Here is a 17,335-nt window from a genome sequence, read left to right on the forward strand (position 1 = left end):
GGGAAGATATACATAATCCTCTCGTCCCTATTTTGGGATGAGGGGTTTTTTATTGTTTTTTTATACGGAAATTAGGAGGAAATAATATGAGTTTTGACCATAGAAGCATAGAAACGAAATGGCAGCAGTATTGGGAAGGCAACAAGACATTCAAAACGGGTGAAGAAAGCGGCAAACGCAAATTCTACGCGCTGGATATGTTCCCATATCCTTCAGGGGCAGGTCTTCATGTAGGTCACCCGGAAGGTTATACGGCTAGCGATATTTTGGCACGGATGAAACGGGCGCAGGGGTATAATGTTTTGCATCCGATCGGTTGGGACGCTTTTGGACTTCCGGCAGAGCAATATGCGATCGATACGGGAAATGATCCAGCTGAATTCACAGAGCACAACATTAACACGTTCCGCCGCCAAATTAAAGCCCTTGGTTTTTCTTATGACTGGGATCGCGAAATTAACACGACAGACCCTGACTATTACAAATGGACGCAATGGATCTTCTTGAAATTATATGAAAAGGGCCTTGCATATATTGATGAAGTGGCCGTTAACTGGTGTCCTGCCCTTGGCACGGTATTGGCGAACGAAGAAGTCATCGATGGAAAAAGTGAGCGTGGAGGCCATCCGGTTGAGCGCCGCCCGATGAAACAGTGGATGCTTCGAATCACGGCTTATGCGGACCGCTTGATCGACGATTTGAATGATGTGGATTGGCCGGAAAACATCAAGGATATGCAACGTAACTGGATTGGCCGTTCCGAGGGCGCGGAGGTTACATTCAATATCGATGGCTTTGATGATACATTCACGGTGTTCACGACTCGTCCGGATACGTTATTCGGTGCAACATATGCCGTATTGGCACCTGAACATCCATTTGTCGATAAAATTACGACGGCTGATCAAAGGAAAGCAGTTGACGCATATTTAGATGAAGTGAAACATAAAAGCGACCTGGAAAGAACAGACTTGGCAAAGGATAAATCAGGCGTGTTTACAGGGGCTTATGCCATTAATCCGGTAAACGGCGAAAAAATGCCGATCTGGATTGCTGATTACGTGTTGATCAGCTACGGAACAGGTGCGATCATGGCCGTTCCTGCACATGATGAGCGTGATTATGAATTTGCAGTCAAGTTCGAATTGCCAATCAAGGAAGTCGTAGCTGGCGGAGATGTGACAAGTGAAGCATATACAGGCGATGGACTTCATGTGAATTCGGAATTCCTTGATGGGTTGAATAAAGAAGAAGGCATTTCAACCATGATTAAATGGCTGGAAGAAAAAGAAATCGGTACGAAGAAAATAACATACCGTCTTCGCGACTGGTTATTCAGCCGTCAGCGTTACTGGGGTGAACCGATTCCAATCATACATTGGGAAGACGGTACGATGTCTGCAGTGAAGGAAGAAGAAATTCCATTGATTTTACCGAAAGCGACAGACATCAAGCCTTCAGGTACAGGCGAATCACCACTTGCAAACATTACGGAATGGGTGAACGTAACGGATGAAAACGGACGAAAAGGGCGCCGTGAGACAAACACCATGCCGCAATGGGCAGGCAGCAGCTGGTATTTCCTTCGTTATATCGATCCGGACAACAAGGAGGCACTTGCAGATCCTGAAAAATTAAAAGAATGGATGCCGGTCGACATTTATATTGGCGGCGCTGAGCATGCGGTGCTTCACTTATTGTACGCTCGTTTCTGGCATAAATTCCTGTACGATATCGGTGTCGTGCCAACGAAGGAACCTTTCCAAAACCTATTTAACCAAGGAATGATCCTTGGCGAGAATAATGAAAAAATGAGTAAATCCAAAGGGAATGTCGTGAACCCGGATGATATCGTTGAAAGCCATGGTGCCGATACACTTCGCATGTACGAAATGTTCATGGGACCATTGGATGCTTCGATTGCCTGGTCCACAAACGGATTGGACGGCTCCCGCAGATTCCTTGACCGTATCTGGCGTTTATTAGTAAACGAAGACAATACGATCACAGATAAGATGACCGAAACGGATGACACGGGCAAGCTTGAAAAAGTCTATCATCAAACGGTTAAAAAAGTGACCGAGAACTATGAAGAATTGAAATTCAATACGGCGATTTCACAATTGATGGTATTCATTAATGATGCCTATAAAGCGGATTCGCTTCCTAAGGTATATATCGAAGGCTTCATCAAATTGCTTGCACCAGTTGCACCGCATATCGCCGAGGAGCTTTGGTCTAAACTAGGTCACTCCGAGAGCATCACATACGGAACATGGCCTGCGTTCGACGAAGCCAAGTTAGTGGATAACGAAGTCGAAATCGTCATCCAAATCAACGGAAAAGTCAAAGCGAAATTAATGGTGCCGACTGACACTACAAAAGAAAAACTGGAAGAAATTGCTATGGGGGATAATTCCATCAAAGAACAAATCGATGGGAAAACCATCCGCAAAGTTATTGCCGTACCAGGAAAATTAGTCAATATCGTCGCAAACTAACTAAATCGATTGAGGGCTGTTCCGCATATTTTAATGCTGGGACAGCTTTTTTTTGCGTGGGCATCGGCTGAACATAGGAATTAGGTCATGTTAGGATTTTCCCCGATTTAAATCTATTAGCGATGAGTCTATCAAATTTTGGCATCAACAAGCGGTAGGAGATGTCCATCGGAACTTAAATATCTTGCTTAATTGGTACATCAGAATCATTTTTTAACTCAATATCCAATTATATCAAGCATTTGCCATAAAAAAGGCAAAAAAATGGTTGATAAAATTTAACAGTGTGATAGTTTGGTATAGTATTGTGATTTTAACCAATTATTGGAGGGAAAACCGTGAAATTTAAGAATGTGAGTCGATTTACGGCGTTTGTACTTATTTTTGCACTGATTTTCAGCTTGATGGTTCCATTAAATTCTCAAGCTGCAGCTGTAAAACCCATTGAAAATGTAAAAACGATTAAAAATGGGGATACTCTGGACGGAAAGTTTGAAAAACCGGAAGTTCAATGGTACCAAATCAGTCCTACAACAGAAGAAATACAAAAGTTCTCCCATATTGAGTTCGAAGTCAATTCGGACAAAATCTTGAATATTTCTGTATATCAAGATAAAGAAAAAGCAGAAAAAGATGAGAGCAATTATTTCGTCTCTTCTTATCCTGATGAAAAAGCTGTAGTCGATTTTCCATATGCTTGGGAAGGCACATATTATGTTAAAGTTGAATATTTCGGCGATACGGATGATGAGGGAAATCCCATCCCGGATGCGGAAAATGTAGCTAAATACTCCATCAATGCGCATTCAGTGACATTGCCGCCATCTGCCGGGGACGAAGAGATGGATCTCGAATCATGCCCGGTTGAAATGAGTGTAAATGATAAGAAATCGGGAGAATCGATGTTAAAAACACTCCGTGTGTTTAGAGATGAAGTTCTCACGAAGTCGTCTGAGGGGCGCTCCCTTTCCTCTTTATACTATAAGGCTTCCCCATTCCTGGCCATTCATCTGGCTGGTAATAAAACGGCAAGGGAAGCTGTCTATAATCACTTAGTCGTCATTAAGCCCCTTATTGAGGATCTTAATGAGAATGGAGTAAGCAGTACGGCAGTCATTAGCAACAAGCAGCAAGAAGCGATTAAAGCTTTATTCAAAAAGTCGGCAGACGTAGCACCTGCTGGATTGAAAAAAGAAATGAACAGCATGGCAAAGAAAATCAACCTTGATAAGCTTGCAGGTGAGAGAATCGTCGATATCGCAAGCAAAGCAGGAATTGAACTTCCAGCTTCGAAGAATATAAAGAACAAATATATTGTCAAACTTAAACCTGGTAAGTCATTGAGTTCAGTCCAATCCAAGGTAAAAGGAAACGGATATGGAACATTATCGACACCCAAGAAACAAGAGGTTCTGTATGATGATATGTACGTTGTAGAGTTAAACAATCAAGCTAAAATGAGCACAGCATCTCTATCGAATATCGAAAAACTTCCAGAAGTGGAATATATCGAACCGGTAAAAACGTACAAAGCATTTTCTGCCGACATTCAATCACCGTATCAATGGTCTTTAGCTAACGCCGGTGGGGAAGAAGGCATAAAGGGAGCGGACATCGATAACGAAAAACTGCAGAACCTTATTAAGAAACGTAATTTAAAAGATACAATGGTAGCGGTTGTCGACACAGGTGTCGATGATTCACTGGCGGATCTACAGAGTGTCGTTGAAATGGAGTCAGGTAAGAATTTCATCGATAAGAAAGAAAAAGCAATCGATGACAATGGTCATGGTACACATGTATCCGGAATCATCGCTGCAAAAGCAGATAATGGTTATTCGATGCAAGGAATCAATCCAGTAGCTAAAATCATGCCTGTAAAGGTTCTCGATTCTTCAGGATATGGAGACAATGAGAAAATTGCATTAGGCATTAAATATGCCGTGGATCATGGAGCAAAGGTCATAAACCTTAGCTTGGGCGGAGAATATAGCAGAACGATTGAATATGCCTTGAAACATGCCGCTGCCAAGAATGTAATGGTTGTCGTAGCAAGCGGTAATGATGGGATGGAGGATCTATCTTATCCTGCATCATCTAAATACGCCATATCCGTCGGTGCAACCAATGCCCTTGATTTAGTATCCGATTATTCCAATTATGGATCGAAATTGGACATGGTCGCTCCAGGGACAGCCATCCCGAGCCTTGTACCTAATGGAAATGTTACCTACATGGATGGTACATCAATGGCAGCTCCCCATGTTGCGGCAGCTACAGCCTTGTTATTATCCGGAAACCCTGGGTTGAAAGTGAATGAAGTAAGGGAAATCCTTCATGAGACATCGGAATATGTGGCTTTTGAAGAAGAAGATAATGTAGACCCTTATGAGGGCTATGAACCAGAAGATGGGGAAATCATCATACCGGAAGAAGAACTGCCTGTCGGAAAAGATTTAGTATCAGGATTTGGTAGACTGAATGCATATAGTGCACTTAGTGCAGTGGATTTACAAGCTAAAGTCAATCTTGTGATGGATACGCAAACAAAACTGACTGGTTCAGCTAAAAAAGGTTCAGTAATCGAAGTGAAAAACGGGAAGAAATCGCTCGGTAAAGCAACAGCGGCAGCTAACGGAACGTTCACTGTTACTATTCCAGTCCAAAAAGCTGAGCAGCAGCTTACTGTGAATATCTCTGATTCTTCTAAACTAGCAGTATCTTCAATTAAAGTATTCGTGAATAAGGGTGCAACCCCTAACAAGCCAACTGTTAAAGCTCTAAGTGACAAAGATACGAATGTAACGGGTCAATCACAAGCTGACATGAAAATCACGATTAAAAATAGCGCAAAAAAAGTGATTGGTTCAGGTAACACGGACAGCAAAGGGAATTTCAAAGTAAAAATCAGCAAGCAAAAGGCTGGCACTAAACTTTCAGTCACAGCTACAGACTTAGCAAAACGTGAAAGCAAGGCGGCAACCGTGACTGTTCTTGATAAAACGGCTCCAGATGCGCCAAAAGTGAATGAAGTAAGCGATAAAGCTACCTCAGTAACTGGTAAAGCGGAAATTGGTTCAAAAGTTACCGTGGTGCACAACAATAAAAACATCGGAACGGCAACAGCTGATAAAAATGGAAAATTCTCTATTAAAATCAGCAAGAAAAAAGCAGGGTCCGTATTATATGCCTCTGCAAAAGACAAAGCAGGTAATATAGGAAAAGCAGCAAAAGTAACGGTTAAAGATAAAACTGCTCCAGGTGCACCGAAAGTGAATGAAGTAAACGACAAAGCAACCAAAGTAACAGGTAAAGCGGAAATCGGTTCAACCGTTACCGTGAAGTACAATGATAAAAACATCGGAACTGCAAAAGCTGATAAAAATGGAAAATTCTCTGTTAAAATCAGCAAGAAAAAAGCAGGTTCCGCATTATATGTCTCAGCAAAAGATAAAGCGGGCAACGCAGGAAAAGCTACAAAAGTAACGGTTAAAAAATCTAAATAGTAACAGGTGGAGGCCGTTTAACTTACATGTTAAACGGCCTTTTTTTATGAGAAAACGAATGAAAACACCGCTAGTAGTGTTTTTGAAATGATTGTGTCTTTTGCCTGCGTGTTGTCATTGCATGATATCAAATCTGGAGTTTGGCGTTTTAATCCTGTACTATAAATCTTTATTAGAGAAGTGGGAAGAAAGGGGACTAGAAGTTAAAGTGTAGTAATCCCGAAATTAGGAGGAAATAAGATGGAAAAAGGAAGAGTAATAGCGTTAAGTACTATTTTAGCTTGTTCAATTGGGTTAGGAACGCTTTCAGTTGAGGCCGGGAATGAGCGTTTGGAGTAAATTCCTGCAAAATCCAAACATTTTTCAATTTCTGCATTATAAGGAATCAATCTCATGTATTACGGATTCCTTTTTTTAAATGTATATACCTATGACGGGATTTTCGAGGATCCATATATCCACCGGTTATTTGATGTCCGAGAGAGCTCGCAATGACTACTGCTGCAAAGAGGAGGATGATTTTCTTCAATTTAATATCTTCTTTCCGTTTTTTTTATTTTTAAAGATTACACCCAAATGCCTTTTCCTTCAACCCCCTTTTAAAAAAGTAGAAAAATTGATTTTATGAAATTTTTTTCATACCCATAATTTGGATTCGCCCATAAATCAGCCAGTGCTTGGACTTTTTCACTTCATCAAGTTGATTGCCAACCCTTTTTTGGAATCTTCAAATGCCTCATTTTTTCTTGAAATCATAGAGTTTTGTAGTATTAGCGTGCTAAAACAAACTGTGCAGGTGCAAGTTTTGATTCAACTTGCACCTGTATTTGTCAGCTCATTTAGTGAATTCACTTCTCAGAAGGTAGACGACATCGTATTCCTTTAACTCTTCCATATGACGATCCATGTCATTGTAAAAATCATTGGAAAGTGAATGCATGCCTTCATCTCCACTTGAATAGCAAATACTCGCCAATGCAAGCTTTTTTGTGTTTATATTGAAATTACTAGGACTGCCCCATACGCTTGCATCCATCTTCTCAATCTTTTCAGGGTAAGTAGCTGTAGACGTTCCATCGTCGTTTTGAATGCTGATATTGAACATCGATTGATCTTTGTCATCATCCGTTTTGGATGTGGTGAAGATGATCGTCCCATTCTTTGCAATCCCAGTTGTCATGCGGCCTTTTTCATCCTCAACTAGTTTACCAAATTCATATTTCTCTACCCAGACGGACATTTCCTTGTATGTATCATCAATTTTGAAATCGATAAGAAAGGAATGTTCAGATGTATTCTCCAGGATGGCATTTTCCCTTGCTGTCAGCTCAGGAACTGAAAGGGTATTCCCGGATTTTGGATCATTAACCTTACAGGCGACTAAAGAAAGTGAGAGCAGGGATAGGATGATGGATAATATGATCTTTTTCATGTATTTCACCCCCTTGATAAATTTGCGTAATTAAACTCAATTTCCATATATTATAACATTTCAATGAAAAAATGATTCGGAACGCGATAAAAGGTAAACCTTTTTTTACATTTAGAATGGCTGGGAAAGAGCATTGTTGGCAACATTCATAGTTTAGAAGGATCGCGCCCCTGGCTTCCATACGTTTTTTTGAAAGAGGGGCGGTTTTACCGGATTAATGCTGATGGGCTGAATGCTGAATGATGAATGATGAATGATGAATGGAACATCCTCAACCATGATTTATTGATATTGCTCGAGAACAGAGAAAAACTTTTTGGCAAATTGATAGAAAAGTTCTTCCGATGGTGCCAATTCCCTGTTTTTTGGAGTAATGATGCCAACAGTCCGTTTGACTTCGGGGGTGTCGATCGGGATTTTGACAGTCAGTCTTGGCGTGACTTCATAAAAGGTGCTGTCAGGGAGTAAACTGACCCCAATTCCGGCTGATACGAGTCCTTTTATAGAATCCATGTCTTCACCTTCCGAGGCGATATTCGGTGCGAAACCGGCTGCTTTGCATGCTTCGATAGCAATACTGTGAAGGATGTATCCTTTGGGAAACAAGACGAATGGATCATTTCGTAAGTCACTTAGGCGCAGACTCTTCCTTTCCGCCAATGGGTGGGTTATGGGCAGCAATGCGGAAATGTTTTCCGTGAACAGGATATGACCTTCGATATCTGGATCGTTTATCGGGATTGGTCCAAGAAAGGCTAATCCGATTTCGCGATTTTTGACGGCTTCCTTTAAAGAGGAATAAGATCCCTGTCTTAAGTGGAATCCGATATTCGGCTGCTCATCTTTAAAAGCGGAAATGACGGTAGGCAGCAAATGGGTGGAGAGGCTGGTCGGGAACCCGATTTTAATGGTTCCGTGTTCAGGGTCCAAAAATTCCTCAATTTGATATTTGGCATATTCTATCGCTTGTATAGCCGTTTTTGCATGGATCAGGAATATTTTTCCGATGGGAGTTAACTGAATATTTCGGCCGGTTTTTTCAAATAAAAGAACACCAAGCTCATCTTCCAATTTAGAGATTTGCCGGCTGATTGCTGATTGTGCGATATGCAGGTGCACTGCGGCTTCAGAGACATGTTCTCTCTCGGCAACTTCAATGAAATAACGTAATTGTCGTAGTTCCATTTATTCATCCTCCTACCATTCATCTCGAATCGAGATAGATTCTATTAAAATTATATATTGTTTATATCGATTTGAAAACCTAGAATAAAATGTAAGTGAAATACCGGTGTAAGAAAACGATGGGGGCGATTAATATGACATACAATCAAATACCAAAAGCACAAGGGCTCTATCATCCTGAATTTGAACATGATGCATGTGGGATCGGGTTATATGCTCATTTAAAAGGGCTTGCTACACATGACATAATCAAACAGGGACTGAAAATGCTGTGCCAATTAGATCATCGCGGCGGACAAGGCAGCGATCCCCTTACAGGAGATGGTGCAGGATTAATGGTACAGATTCCTGATAGATATTTCAGGCTGGCTTGCCCGGAAATGAATTTGCCAGCAAAAGGGCGTTATGGTGTAGGGATGCTCTTTTTCTCAAACAATGATGTGGAACGGAATGAAATCGAAGCTCGTTTGAATGCATTTATCGAACAAGAGGGCCAAACGCTAATAGGCTGGAGAACGGTTCCTATTGATGCAGCGAAAATCGGTGAGGTCGGTAAGGAGACATGTCCGACGATCCGCCAAGTATTCATTGGGGCAAGTGAAGGGATAACCGATGATTTAGCTTTTGAGCGTAAATTGTTCATTATTAGAAAACAAGCTGAAAACTGGGCCCGTGAACGCGGCAAACGTTTCTATTTTGCCAGCCTTTCAAGTGCTACGATCGTATACAAAGGATTATTGACGCCAGAGCAGGTGGATGCTTTTTATCTTGACCTTCAACAGGAGGATTTCGTTTCTGCTTTCGCTTTAGTGCATTCCCGCTTCAGCACAAATACTTTTCCTAGTTGGGAACGGGCACATCCAAACCGTTACCTGATCCATAATGGTGAAATCAATACGCTTAGAGGTAATGTGAATTGGATGAAAGCGCGTGAGCAGCAGTTTGTTTCAGAAGCATTCGGGGATGACCTGCAAAAGGTCCTGCCTATTTTGGATACAGACGGCAGTGATTCTTCGATTCTTGATAATGCACTTGAATTCTTCGTGCTTGCAGGGCGTAAACCGGCACACGCGGCCATGATGCTCATTCCTGAACCGTGGACCGAAAATCCACATATGACGAAGGAAAAGAAGGCATTTTATGAATATCATAGCATGCTCATGGAGCCATGGGATGGTCCGACGGCGATATCCTTTACGAATGGCAAGCAAATCGGGGCAATCCTTGATCGAAATGGTTTAAGGCCGGCAAGGTATTATGTGACAAAAGATGATTACATCATTTTCTCTTCTGAAGTCGGCGTGATCGATGTGGAGCCGGAGAATGTATTATATAAAGATCGTTTAAGCCCAGGAAGAATGCTTTTAATAGATTTAGAGGAAGGGCGGATTGTTTCCGATGAAGAAATCAAGTCCGAAATGGCACAGGAGAATCCATACCAGCAATGGCTGAACGAACAGCTTGTCCAATTAAGTGATGAAGAACCAGTGATTGAAGGGGAGCCATTGAATGATTTGTTATTCAGGCAAAAAGCGTTCGGATACACCTATGAAGATGTCCAAAAGTATTTATTGCCGGTCATTAAGGAAGGCAAAGATCCACTGGGCAGCATGGGGAATGACATTCCGTTAGCGGTCTTATCCGATCGTCCGCAATCGCTCTTCAACTATTTCAAGCAATCCTTTGCCCAAGTAACCAACCCGCCAATCGATTCGCTTCGTGAACAAATCGTCACGTCAACGATGACATTTCTAGGTGCGGAAGGGGATTTGCTGAAACCGGATGAAACGAACAGCCGCCGCATTCAATTGGATTCACCTGTATTGACGCCAGGTCAAATGCAGCAGTTGAAAGAAAATGCCTATCCGGAATTCAGAAGCAAAGTCATTCACACTTTATTTTCAGAAGATTTAGAGATCGAACTCAATCGCATCTGCCGTGAAGCGGAACAAGCAATCGCTGAAGGTGTAAGCCTTTTGATATTATCTGACAAGGATATGAGCAAAGAAAAAGCTGCGATTCCTTCCCTACTGGCTGCGAGCTCCCTTCATCAAGAGCTGATCCGTCATGGGAACCGTACAAAAGTGAGTATTATCGTTGAAACGGGGGAAGCAAGGGAAGTCCATCATTATGCGTCCCTAATCGGGTATGGAGTGGATGCTATCTACCCTTACCTTGCTTATGAGACTTATAAGCAGGCTATATTGGATGGCAGTTTAGCCATCAGCTACGAAGAAACGGTAAGGAAATATGTCCGCTCATTGACCGAAGGCATCGTAAAGGTGATGTCGAAAATGGGCATTTCCACGATTCAAAGTTACCGCGGAGCACAAATTTTCGAAGCGGTCGGAATCGGTGCTGACGTAATCGAACGTTATTTCAGCGGTACGGCATCACAGCTTAGTGGAATAGATTTGGAAACGATAGCGGAAGAAGCGTTGATTCGCCATAGGAAAGCGGCAGCTGATTCGTATGATCAAACACTTGAAAGCGGTAGTGATTTTCAGTGGAGAAAAACAGGGGAACATCATGCTTTCAACCCCAAAACGATCCATACACTGCAATGGGCTTGCCGGCAAGGCAATTATGATTTATTTAAACAATATTCAAACTTGGCGAATGAAGAGAGACTTGGGTTTTTACGGAATTTATTCTCGTTCGATCAAACGCGCCAAAGGATTTCAATAGATGAAGTGGAATCCGTGGAATCCATCGTGAAGCGATTCAAAACGGGTGCTATGTCATTCGGTTCATTGAGTCAGGAAGCACATGAAACATTAGCGATAGCCATGAACCGTTTAGGCGGAAAAAGCAATAGCGGTGAAGGCGGGGAACACCCTAGCCGTTACCAAGTGGATGAAAACGGTGATAACCGCCGCAGCGGGATTAAACAAATTGCATCTGGACGTTTTGGTGTAAAAAGTCATTACCTTGTAAATGCCGATGAACTTCAAATTAAAATGGCGCAAGGTGCAAAGCCGGGTGAAGGCGGCCAGCTGCCAGGGAACAAAGTATATCCTTGGGTCGCAGAGGTTCGTGGTTCCACACCAGGTGTCGGCCTGATTTCACCGCCTCCGCATCATGATATCTATTCGATTGAAGATCTGGCACAGCTGATCCATGATTTGAAAAATGCGAATCGTGATGCCAGGATCAGTGTCAAGCTTGTGTCAAAAGCAGGCGTAGGCACGATTGCAGCCGGTGTGGCCAAAGGAGCCGCGGATGTCATCGTTATCAGCGGGTATGATGGCGGTACGGGTGCTTCACCAAAAACAAGTATCAAACATACCGGTCTTCCTTGGGAGCTGGGCCTTGCTGAAGCACACCAAACACTGATGCTGAATGGCCTGCGCAGCCGTGTAGTCCTTGAAACGGACGGAAAGTTAATGACGGGGCGCGATGTGGTCATGGCAGCCATCCTTGGTGCGGAAGAATTTGGCTTTGCTACGGCACCGCTTGTGGTCCTTGGCTGTGTCATGATGCGTGCTTGCCATTTGGATACATGTCCAGTGGGGGTAGCTACTCAAAACCCTGAGCTTCGCAGCAAATTCGCTGGAGATCCGGATCATGTCGTGAATTTTATGCGCTTCATCGCTGAGGAAGTCCGGGAAACGATGGCTGAACTTGGTTTTAGAACACTAGAAGAGATGGTTGGCCGCACGGATGTTTTACAAGTGAGCGAGCGGGCACAAAACCATTGGAAAGCGAAGCATTTGGACTTGACGACACTTCTTTTCCAACCGGAGGGAATATGTACGTATCAGCGTCCACAAAACCATAAAATCGAAGAATCCTTGGATATCCGTGAGATTTTACCTGTGGTACAGCCTGCTTTAAAAGATCAAACCCAAGTGGATGTCAGCTTCCCGATTACAAACGTGAACCGAGTGGTCGGAACGATTGTCGGCAGTGAAGTATCCAAACGCTATGGGGAAGAAGGGTTGCCTGAAGATACCATCACACTTCGTTTTACGGGATCGGCGGGCCAGAGCTTCGGTGCGTTCATTCCAAAAGGGATGTCGATGTATTTGACAGGTGATGTCAATGACTACGTTGGGAAAGGCTTATCTGGCGGAAAGATCATTGTCACGGCACCTGCTGGCAATCAGATTGAGGCCGGGGACAATGTAATTGCCGGAAATATCGCCTTATACGGTGCAACAAGCGGCGAGGCCTACATTAATGGCCGTGCCGGAGAACGATTTGCAGTACGGAACAGTGGAGTCAATGTCGTCGTTGAAGGAATTGGAGACCATGGCTGTGAGTATATGACAGGCGGGCGTGTGGTCATTCTGGGCGACGTCGGCAAAAACTTTGCGGCAGGCATGTCAGGCGGCATCGCTTATGTACTTGCTGATGATGCAAAAGAATTCAAGGCATTATGCAATGGTGAAATGATAGAGTTCGAAACGCTTGGGGAAGATGCAAACGAGGTAAAAGAAATGCTTTACAGCCACCTTCATTATACAGAGAGTGCCAAGGCATCTTATGTATTGGAGAACTGGGAGGATTTCGCTAAGAAATTCGTAAAGGTCATTCCGAAAGATTACAAACGGATGATGAAAAGCATCAATGAGCATAAGCATGCAGGGTTATCGGATGAGGAAGCGGTCATGAGTGCATTTCAGGCAAATGCCGTTCAAGATAAAAAAATCACTAAACAAGCTGTGATGCAATAAGGAAGGGGAGAGAAAGATGGGAAAAGCAACAGGATTTATGGATTATCCGCGAGAAAAGCCAAAAGACCGGAATCCTCTCACTCGTTTAAGCGACTGGAGAGAGTATACAGCTCCTTTCTCTGATGAAAAGTTAAGTACACAGGGAGCGCGGTGTATGGACTGCGCCACCCCTTTCTGCCATATGGGCATGGAATTGAACAGAGTCACCACGGGCTGTCCGATCCATAATCTGATTCCGGAGTGGAATGATTTGGTTTACCGCGGCAGATGGAAAGAAGCATTGGACCGTTTGTCGAAAACGAATAATTTCCCTGAATTCACCGGGCGCGTTTGCCCGGCCCCATGTGAAGGGTCTTGTACGGTAGCGATAAGCGATCCTGCCGTTACCATCAAGAACATTGAACGGACCATCATCGATAAAGGATTTGAAAATGGCTGGATCACGCCCCGCATCCCTGAGAGCGGGACCGGCAAGAAAATTGCCATCATCGGTTCTGGCCCGGCAGGATTGGCGAGTGCCGATCAGTTGAATCAAGCAGGTCATTCGGTCGCGGTTTATGAGCGCTCCGACCGTGCAGGCGGGCTGTTGACATACGGCATCCCAAACATGAAACTTGAAAAGGATGTCGTTGCACGCCGAATCAAATTATTGACCCAGGAAGGCATCGATTTCATTACCAATACAGAAGTGGGAAAAGATATTTCAGCCGAAGAACTGCAAGAGCAATACGATGCAGTCATCCTATGCACAGGTGCCCAAAAGCAGCGTGACCTGGAAATTGAAGGTCGCGGGGCATCAGGCATTCACCTAGCAATGGATTACTTGACCACTTCGACTAAAAGCCTGTTGGACTCCAATTTTGAAGACGGCAAGTTTTTAGATACAAAGGGTAAGGATGTCATCGTCATCGGGGGCGGGGATACAGGAGCTGACTGTGTCGCGACTGCCCTTCGCCAAGAATGTAAGAGCGTCGTACAATTCGGGAAGCATCCAATCCTTCCGACGGCCCGTACATCCGATAATATGTGGCCTGCCTACCCAAATGTTTTTTCACTTGAATATGCGTATGAAGAAGCGGAAGCGAAATTTGGTGAAGATCCGCGTCAATATTCAATCCAAACAAAGAAAATCATAGCCGATGAAAATGGCAATGTTAAAGAACTGCATACAATCTCCATGGAAAAAGTCAAAGGCGATAATGGAATATACATTTTTAGGGAAATTCCGGGAACTGAAAAAGTATGGCCTGCACAATTCGTTTTCATCGCAATCGGGTTTGAAGGGACTGAACAGCCGCTTTTAACTCAATTTGGCGTTGAAACAGTCAATCAAAAAATTGATGCCGCCTATGGCGAATACAGAACGAATGTCGAAGGCGTTTTCGCCGCCGGAGATGCAAGAAGAGGGCAAAGCCTCATCGTTTGGGCGATCAATGAAGGCCGTGAAGTAGCACGTGAAGTGGACCGCTACTTGATGGGCGCATCGGTATTGCCTTAATCTCAAAAGAAGTGCCATAATCAATCATTATGGTGCTTCTTTTGTTTGTGTTGGGAAAAGTGAAACTCACGAGTAAAAGGGCGAAATTCACGAGTAAATGCACTAAACTCACGAGTAAAAGGGCAAAACTCACGAGTAAATGCACTAAACTCACGAGTAAAGGCCAAAACTCACAAGTAAATGTACCAAATTCAATAGTAAAAGCCGAAACTCACGAGTAAACGTACAATTCACGAGTAAAAGGGCGAAATTCACGAGTAAAAGCCCAAAATTCACGAGTAAAAGGGCAAAACTCACGAGTAAATGCACTAAACTCACGAGTAAAGGCCAAAACTCACAAGTAAGACACTAAAACTAATCGAGTAAAGCACCAAAACTTACGAGGATACGAAATTCATGAGTAAAAGTCCAAACGCCAAAAAGCAATCCTTCGCTATAAAGGATTGCTTTTCCGTACTATTTCAAGCGCTCGATGAAATCATTCATTTTATCTAAAGTGGTTATGTTCTGGTTGCATTTCATACTATCCAGGCAAATATAATTCCCTTTTTTTATGAATGTCCCTTGGACGGTTCCTTTTGTTTCAGACATAAACATCCCTATTTCTTCAAAGCGGCTGCAAATGGCACAAATCCCTTTTTTGTTGGCTGGTTTAATGGTTCCGTGCAATCCGGTGAGTTTATTTTGCCTGTGGGCAATGATGAATTTCTTTCCGGATCCGACATCATCCCATCCCAAATATGAAATCTCTCTCAAATCCATGTTTTCCAACAAAGGCGCTTTTAATTTCTTTGCCTTAGGAAATAACTTTTTTATCGTTTTTTCGGTTACTTCTTTAAATGGGATCACAAAGGGTTTTACCTGTAAGAGAAAGATTTCGGCTTGTGCGGGATCTTTAATGGTATCCACTGGATCCAGAAGTTGTTTTTGCTCTTCGCTCAAGTCATTGAATAAGCTTAAAACTCTTTCTTTTGCGACTGTTTTCAGGGTGTGGATCACATCCTTATCGTTGGCGGTCGCGTGTCCATTTATGAGAATCTGTGTTTGTGATTTAATGAAGTTATACTGCTCGCTTCTGATAAAAGGTTCCATTTTCTTCACTCCTGTTTCTGATGCGCGATACTTGTCACATGATACCCGTTTCTATTTATTACTTTACAGAAATCGCACCTGCATTAAAAGGGGGAAAACGACTAAGAAACATACTCGGCATATGAATAGCACTGATATCACTATCAGTGCTATTCATGCAATCTTATTTAGAATAAACGATTTTCTTTATGGTTTCCGCGGAGAGAAAATGTTCTTCGGCTAATTGATGGATGCTATGCCCGTCATTAAATGCATATTTGATAGAGGCATTTCGGTCATCGATCAATTCCCTTGATCCCGAACAGGTTCCCCATTTGTGGTGGGCCTTTTCAGGTTTAGGGATATATATGGTTTCTCCTTGTACATACTTTTGAATTTCAACGATCAGCTTTTCAGGCAAAACGGCCGTTGCTTTTATATATTTCATTTCTGCCAGCCCCTTATTCTTTTTTAAGAATGAAATAAGGTGCAAAGCCAAATATTAGAAATGATAAGTCGGGCGATTAAGTTTAGCTTAATTTAACCCCATGCAAAGTATCGCCTCCAACACTAGGCTTTGCATGAGACGCTGCAGAAGGTGGCATCAATATTCTTATTGCCATCTTTACACCTCCCCTTTATGTCCCTAAAGAACACGTATTGTCATTATTATAAAATATATATAGGTGGTTGCCAAACTTTTTCCAATGTATGACGGGCTGATTGTTTGATAATGTTCTGAGTACATGAAATAATTTGAATTGTAACCAAACTAACCATTATGGGAGCTGACTTTATGAAAGTATTCGTAGTTGGGGCAAATGGGCAGATCGGTAAACACTTAGTAGATTTATTAAAAGGTAGCCCGGATCATAGTGTAAGGGCAATGATTCGTAAAGAAGAACAAAGGAAACATTTTGAGAAAAATGGAATTGAATCTGCAGTCGTCAGCTTAATTGGATCAGTGGATGAGATTGCGAATGCGGCAAAAGGCTGTGATGCCATCGTATTTACAGCGGGATCCGGAGGAAGCACCGGAGCTGATCAAACGCTGTTGATTGATCTGGATGGTGCTGTTAAAACGATTGAAGCGGCAGAAAATTTGGGAATCGACCGATTTATCATGGTGAGTGCTTTTCAGGCCAATAATCGCGAAAACTGGAATGAAGCAATCAAACCGTATTATGTGGCCAAGCACTATTCGGATAGGGCATTGTTACATAGCGATTTAATATTTACTATCATTCGGCCTGGCGGGCTTGTGAACGAACCGGGAACGGGCAAAGTGACTGCCGCTGAAGAATTGGAAAGGGGTTCGATTTCACGGGAAGATGTGGCTCGAACGATTTTTGCTTCATTGACCGAGGAAAATACCTACAAGCGTTCTTTCGATTTAATCTCTGGGGATACTGTGATAGCGGAAGCATTAAGGAATATTTAACGGACAAATGGAGGCAGGGCCA

General features: G+C 42.9%; 9 protein-coding genes and 1 other annotated feature (1 of these 10 cut by a window edge). Of the genes, 5 read left to right on the top strand and 4 right to left on the bottom strand.

Features of this window, described 5'->3' with window-relative positions; translation table 11 throughout:
• Positions 1 to 32, top strand: a binding site (T-box leader) (it extends 201 nt beyond the left edge of the window).
• A 54-nt stretch (positions 33 to 86) separates the two neighbouring features.
• Positions 87 to 2,501, top strand: coding sequence for a leucine--tRNA ligase (gene leuS / locus ACQKKK_RS19585; RefSeq protein WP_427618354.1), 2,415 nt, complete (start codon positions 87 to 89; stop codon positions 2,499 to 2,501).
• Between the two features lie 338 nt (positions 2,502 to 2,839).
• Positions 2,840 to 6,007 (top strand): Ig-like domain-containing protein, encoded by a 3,168-nt coding sequence (locus tag ACQKKK_RS19590; protein ID WP_427618356.1) that lies wholly within the window; start codon positions 2,840 to 2,842, stop codon positions 6,005 to 6,007.
• Positions 6,008 to 6,842: 835 nt separating this feature from the next.
• Here ACQKKK_RS19590 and ACQKKK_RS19595 read toward each other — a convergent pair.
• Positions 6,843 to 7,439 (bottom strand): hypothetical protein, encoded by a 597-nt coding sequence (locus tag ACQKKK_RS19595; RefSeq protein ID WP_427618358.1) that lies wholly within the window; start codon positions 7,437 to 7,439, stop codon positions 6,843 to 6,845.
• A gap of 282 nt (positions 7,440 to 7,721) precedes the next feature.
• The gene (locus ACQKKK_RS19600) at positions 7,722 to 8,624 is read right to left on the bottom strand and encodes a LysR family transcriptional regulator (RefSeq protein WP_427618360.1); all 903 of its coding nucleotides are present in this window, start codon (positions 8,622 to 8,624) and stop codon (positions 7,722 to 7,724) included.
• A 134-nt stretch (positions 8,625 to 8,758) separates the two neighbouring features.
• Between ACQKKK_RS19600 and gltB the strand changes: the two genes are divergently transcribed.
• Both gltB and gltD read left to right on the top strand, forming a co-directional pair.
• Positions 8,759 to 13,303: a glutamate synthase large subunit gene (gene gltB / locus ACQKKK_RS19605; RefSeq protein ID WP_427618362.1), complete on the top strand. Its 4,545-nt coding sequence runs from the start codon at positions 8,759 to 8,761 to the stop codon at positions 13,301 to 13,303.
• 16 nt (positions 13,304 to 13,319) lie between these two features.
• Positions 13,320 to 14,801: a glutamate synthase small subunit gene (gltD, locus tag ACQKKK_RS19610; protein WP_427618364.1), complete on the top strand. Its 1,482-nt coding sequence runs from the start codon at positions 13,320 to 13,322 to the stop codon at positions 14,799 to 14,801.
• Positions 14,802 to 15,257: 456 nt separating this feature from the next.
• On the opposite strand, the gene ACQKKK_RS19615 is transcribed toward gltD, so the two are convergent.
• Entirely contained in the window at positions 15,258 to 15,893 is a 636-nt protein-coding gene (locus ACQKKK_RS19615) for a FusB/FusC family EF-G-binding protein (protein ID WP_427618366.1), read from the bottom strand.
• A 163-nt stretch (positions 15,894 to 16,056) separates the two neighbouring features.
• Positions 16,057 to 16,320 carry a CD3324 family protein gene (locus tag ACQKKK_RS19620; protein ID WP_427618368.1) on the bottom strand — a complete coding sequence of 88 codons (264 nt, stop codon included), beginning with the start codon at positions 16,318 to 16,320 and terminating at the stop codon, positions 16,057 to 16,059.
• A 348-nt stretch (positions 16,321 to 16,668) separates the two neighbouring features.
• Here ACQKKK_RS19620 and ACQKKK_RS19625 point away from each other — a divergent pair, with 348 nt between their 5' ends.
• A complete protein-coding gene (locus ACQKKK_RS19625) occupies positions 16,669 to 17,313 on the top strand; it encodes an SDR family oxidoreductase (protein WP_427618369.1) in 645 nt (214 codons plus the stop codon).
• Positions 17,314 to 17,335: the final 22 nt, after the last annotated feature.

The organism is Peribacillus sp. NPDC006672, from assembly GCF_050274955.1.
GTDB lineage: Bacteria > Bacillota > Bacilli > Bacillales > DSM-1321 > Peribacillus.

Bases quoted from the DNA above. Each gene is read 5' to 3' on its own strand.
- leuS (WP_427618354.1), top strand. From the start codon at position 87: ATGAGTTTTGACCATAGAAGCATAGAAACGAAATGGCAGCAGTATTGG.
- ACQKKK_RS19625 (WP_427618369.1), top strand. From the start codon at position 16,669: ATGAAAGTATTCGTAGTTGGGGCAAATGGGCAGATCGGTAAACACTTA.
- gltB (WP_427618362.1), top strand. From the start codon at position 8,759: ATGACATACAATCAAATACCAAAAGCACAAGGGCTCTATCATCCTGAA.
- ACQKKK_RS19595 (WP_427618358.1), bottom strand. From the start codon at position 7,439: ATGAAAAAGATCATATTATCCATCATCCTATCCCTGCTCTCACTTTCT.
- ACQKKK_RS19620 (WP_427618368.1), bottom strand. From the start codon at position 16,320: ATGAAATATATAAAAGCAACGGCCGTTTTGCCTGAAAAGCTGATCGTT.
- ACQKKK_RS19615 (WP_427618366.1), bottom strand. From the start codon at position 15,893: ATGGAACCTTTTATCAGAAGCGAGCAGTATAACTTCATTAAATCACAA.
- ACQKKK_RS19600 (WP_427618360.1), bottom strand. From the start codon at position 8,624: ATGGAACTACGACAATTACGTTATTTCATTGAAGTTGCCGAGAGAGAA.
- gltD (WP_427618364.1), top strand. From the start codon at position 13,320: ATGGGAAAAGCAACAGGATTTATGGATTATCCGCGAGAAAAGCCAAAA.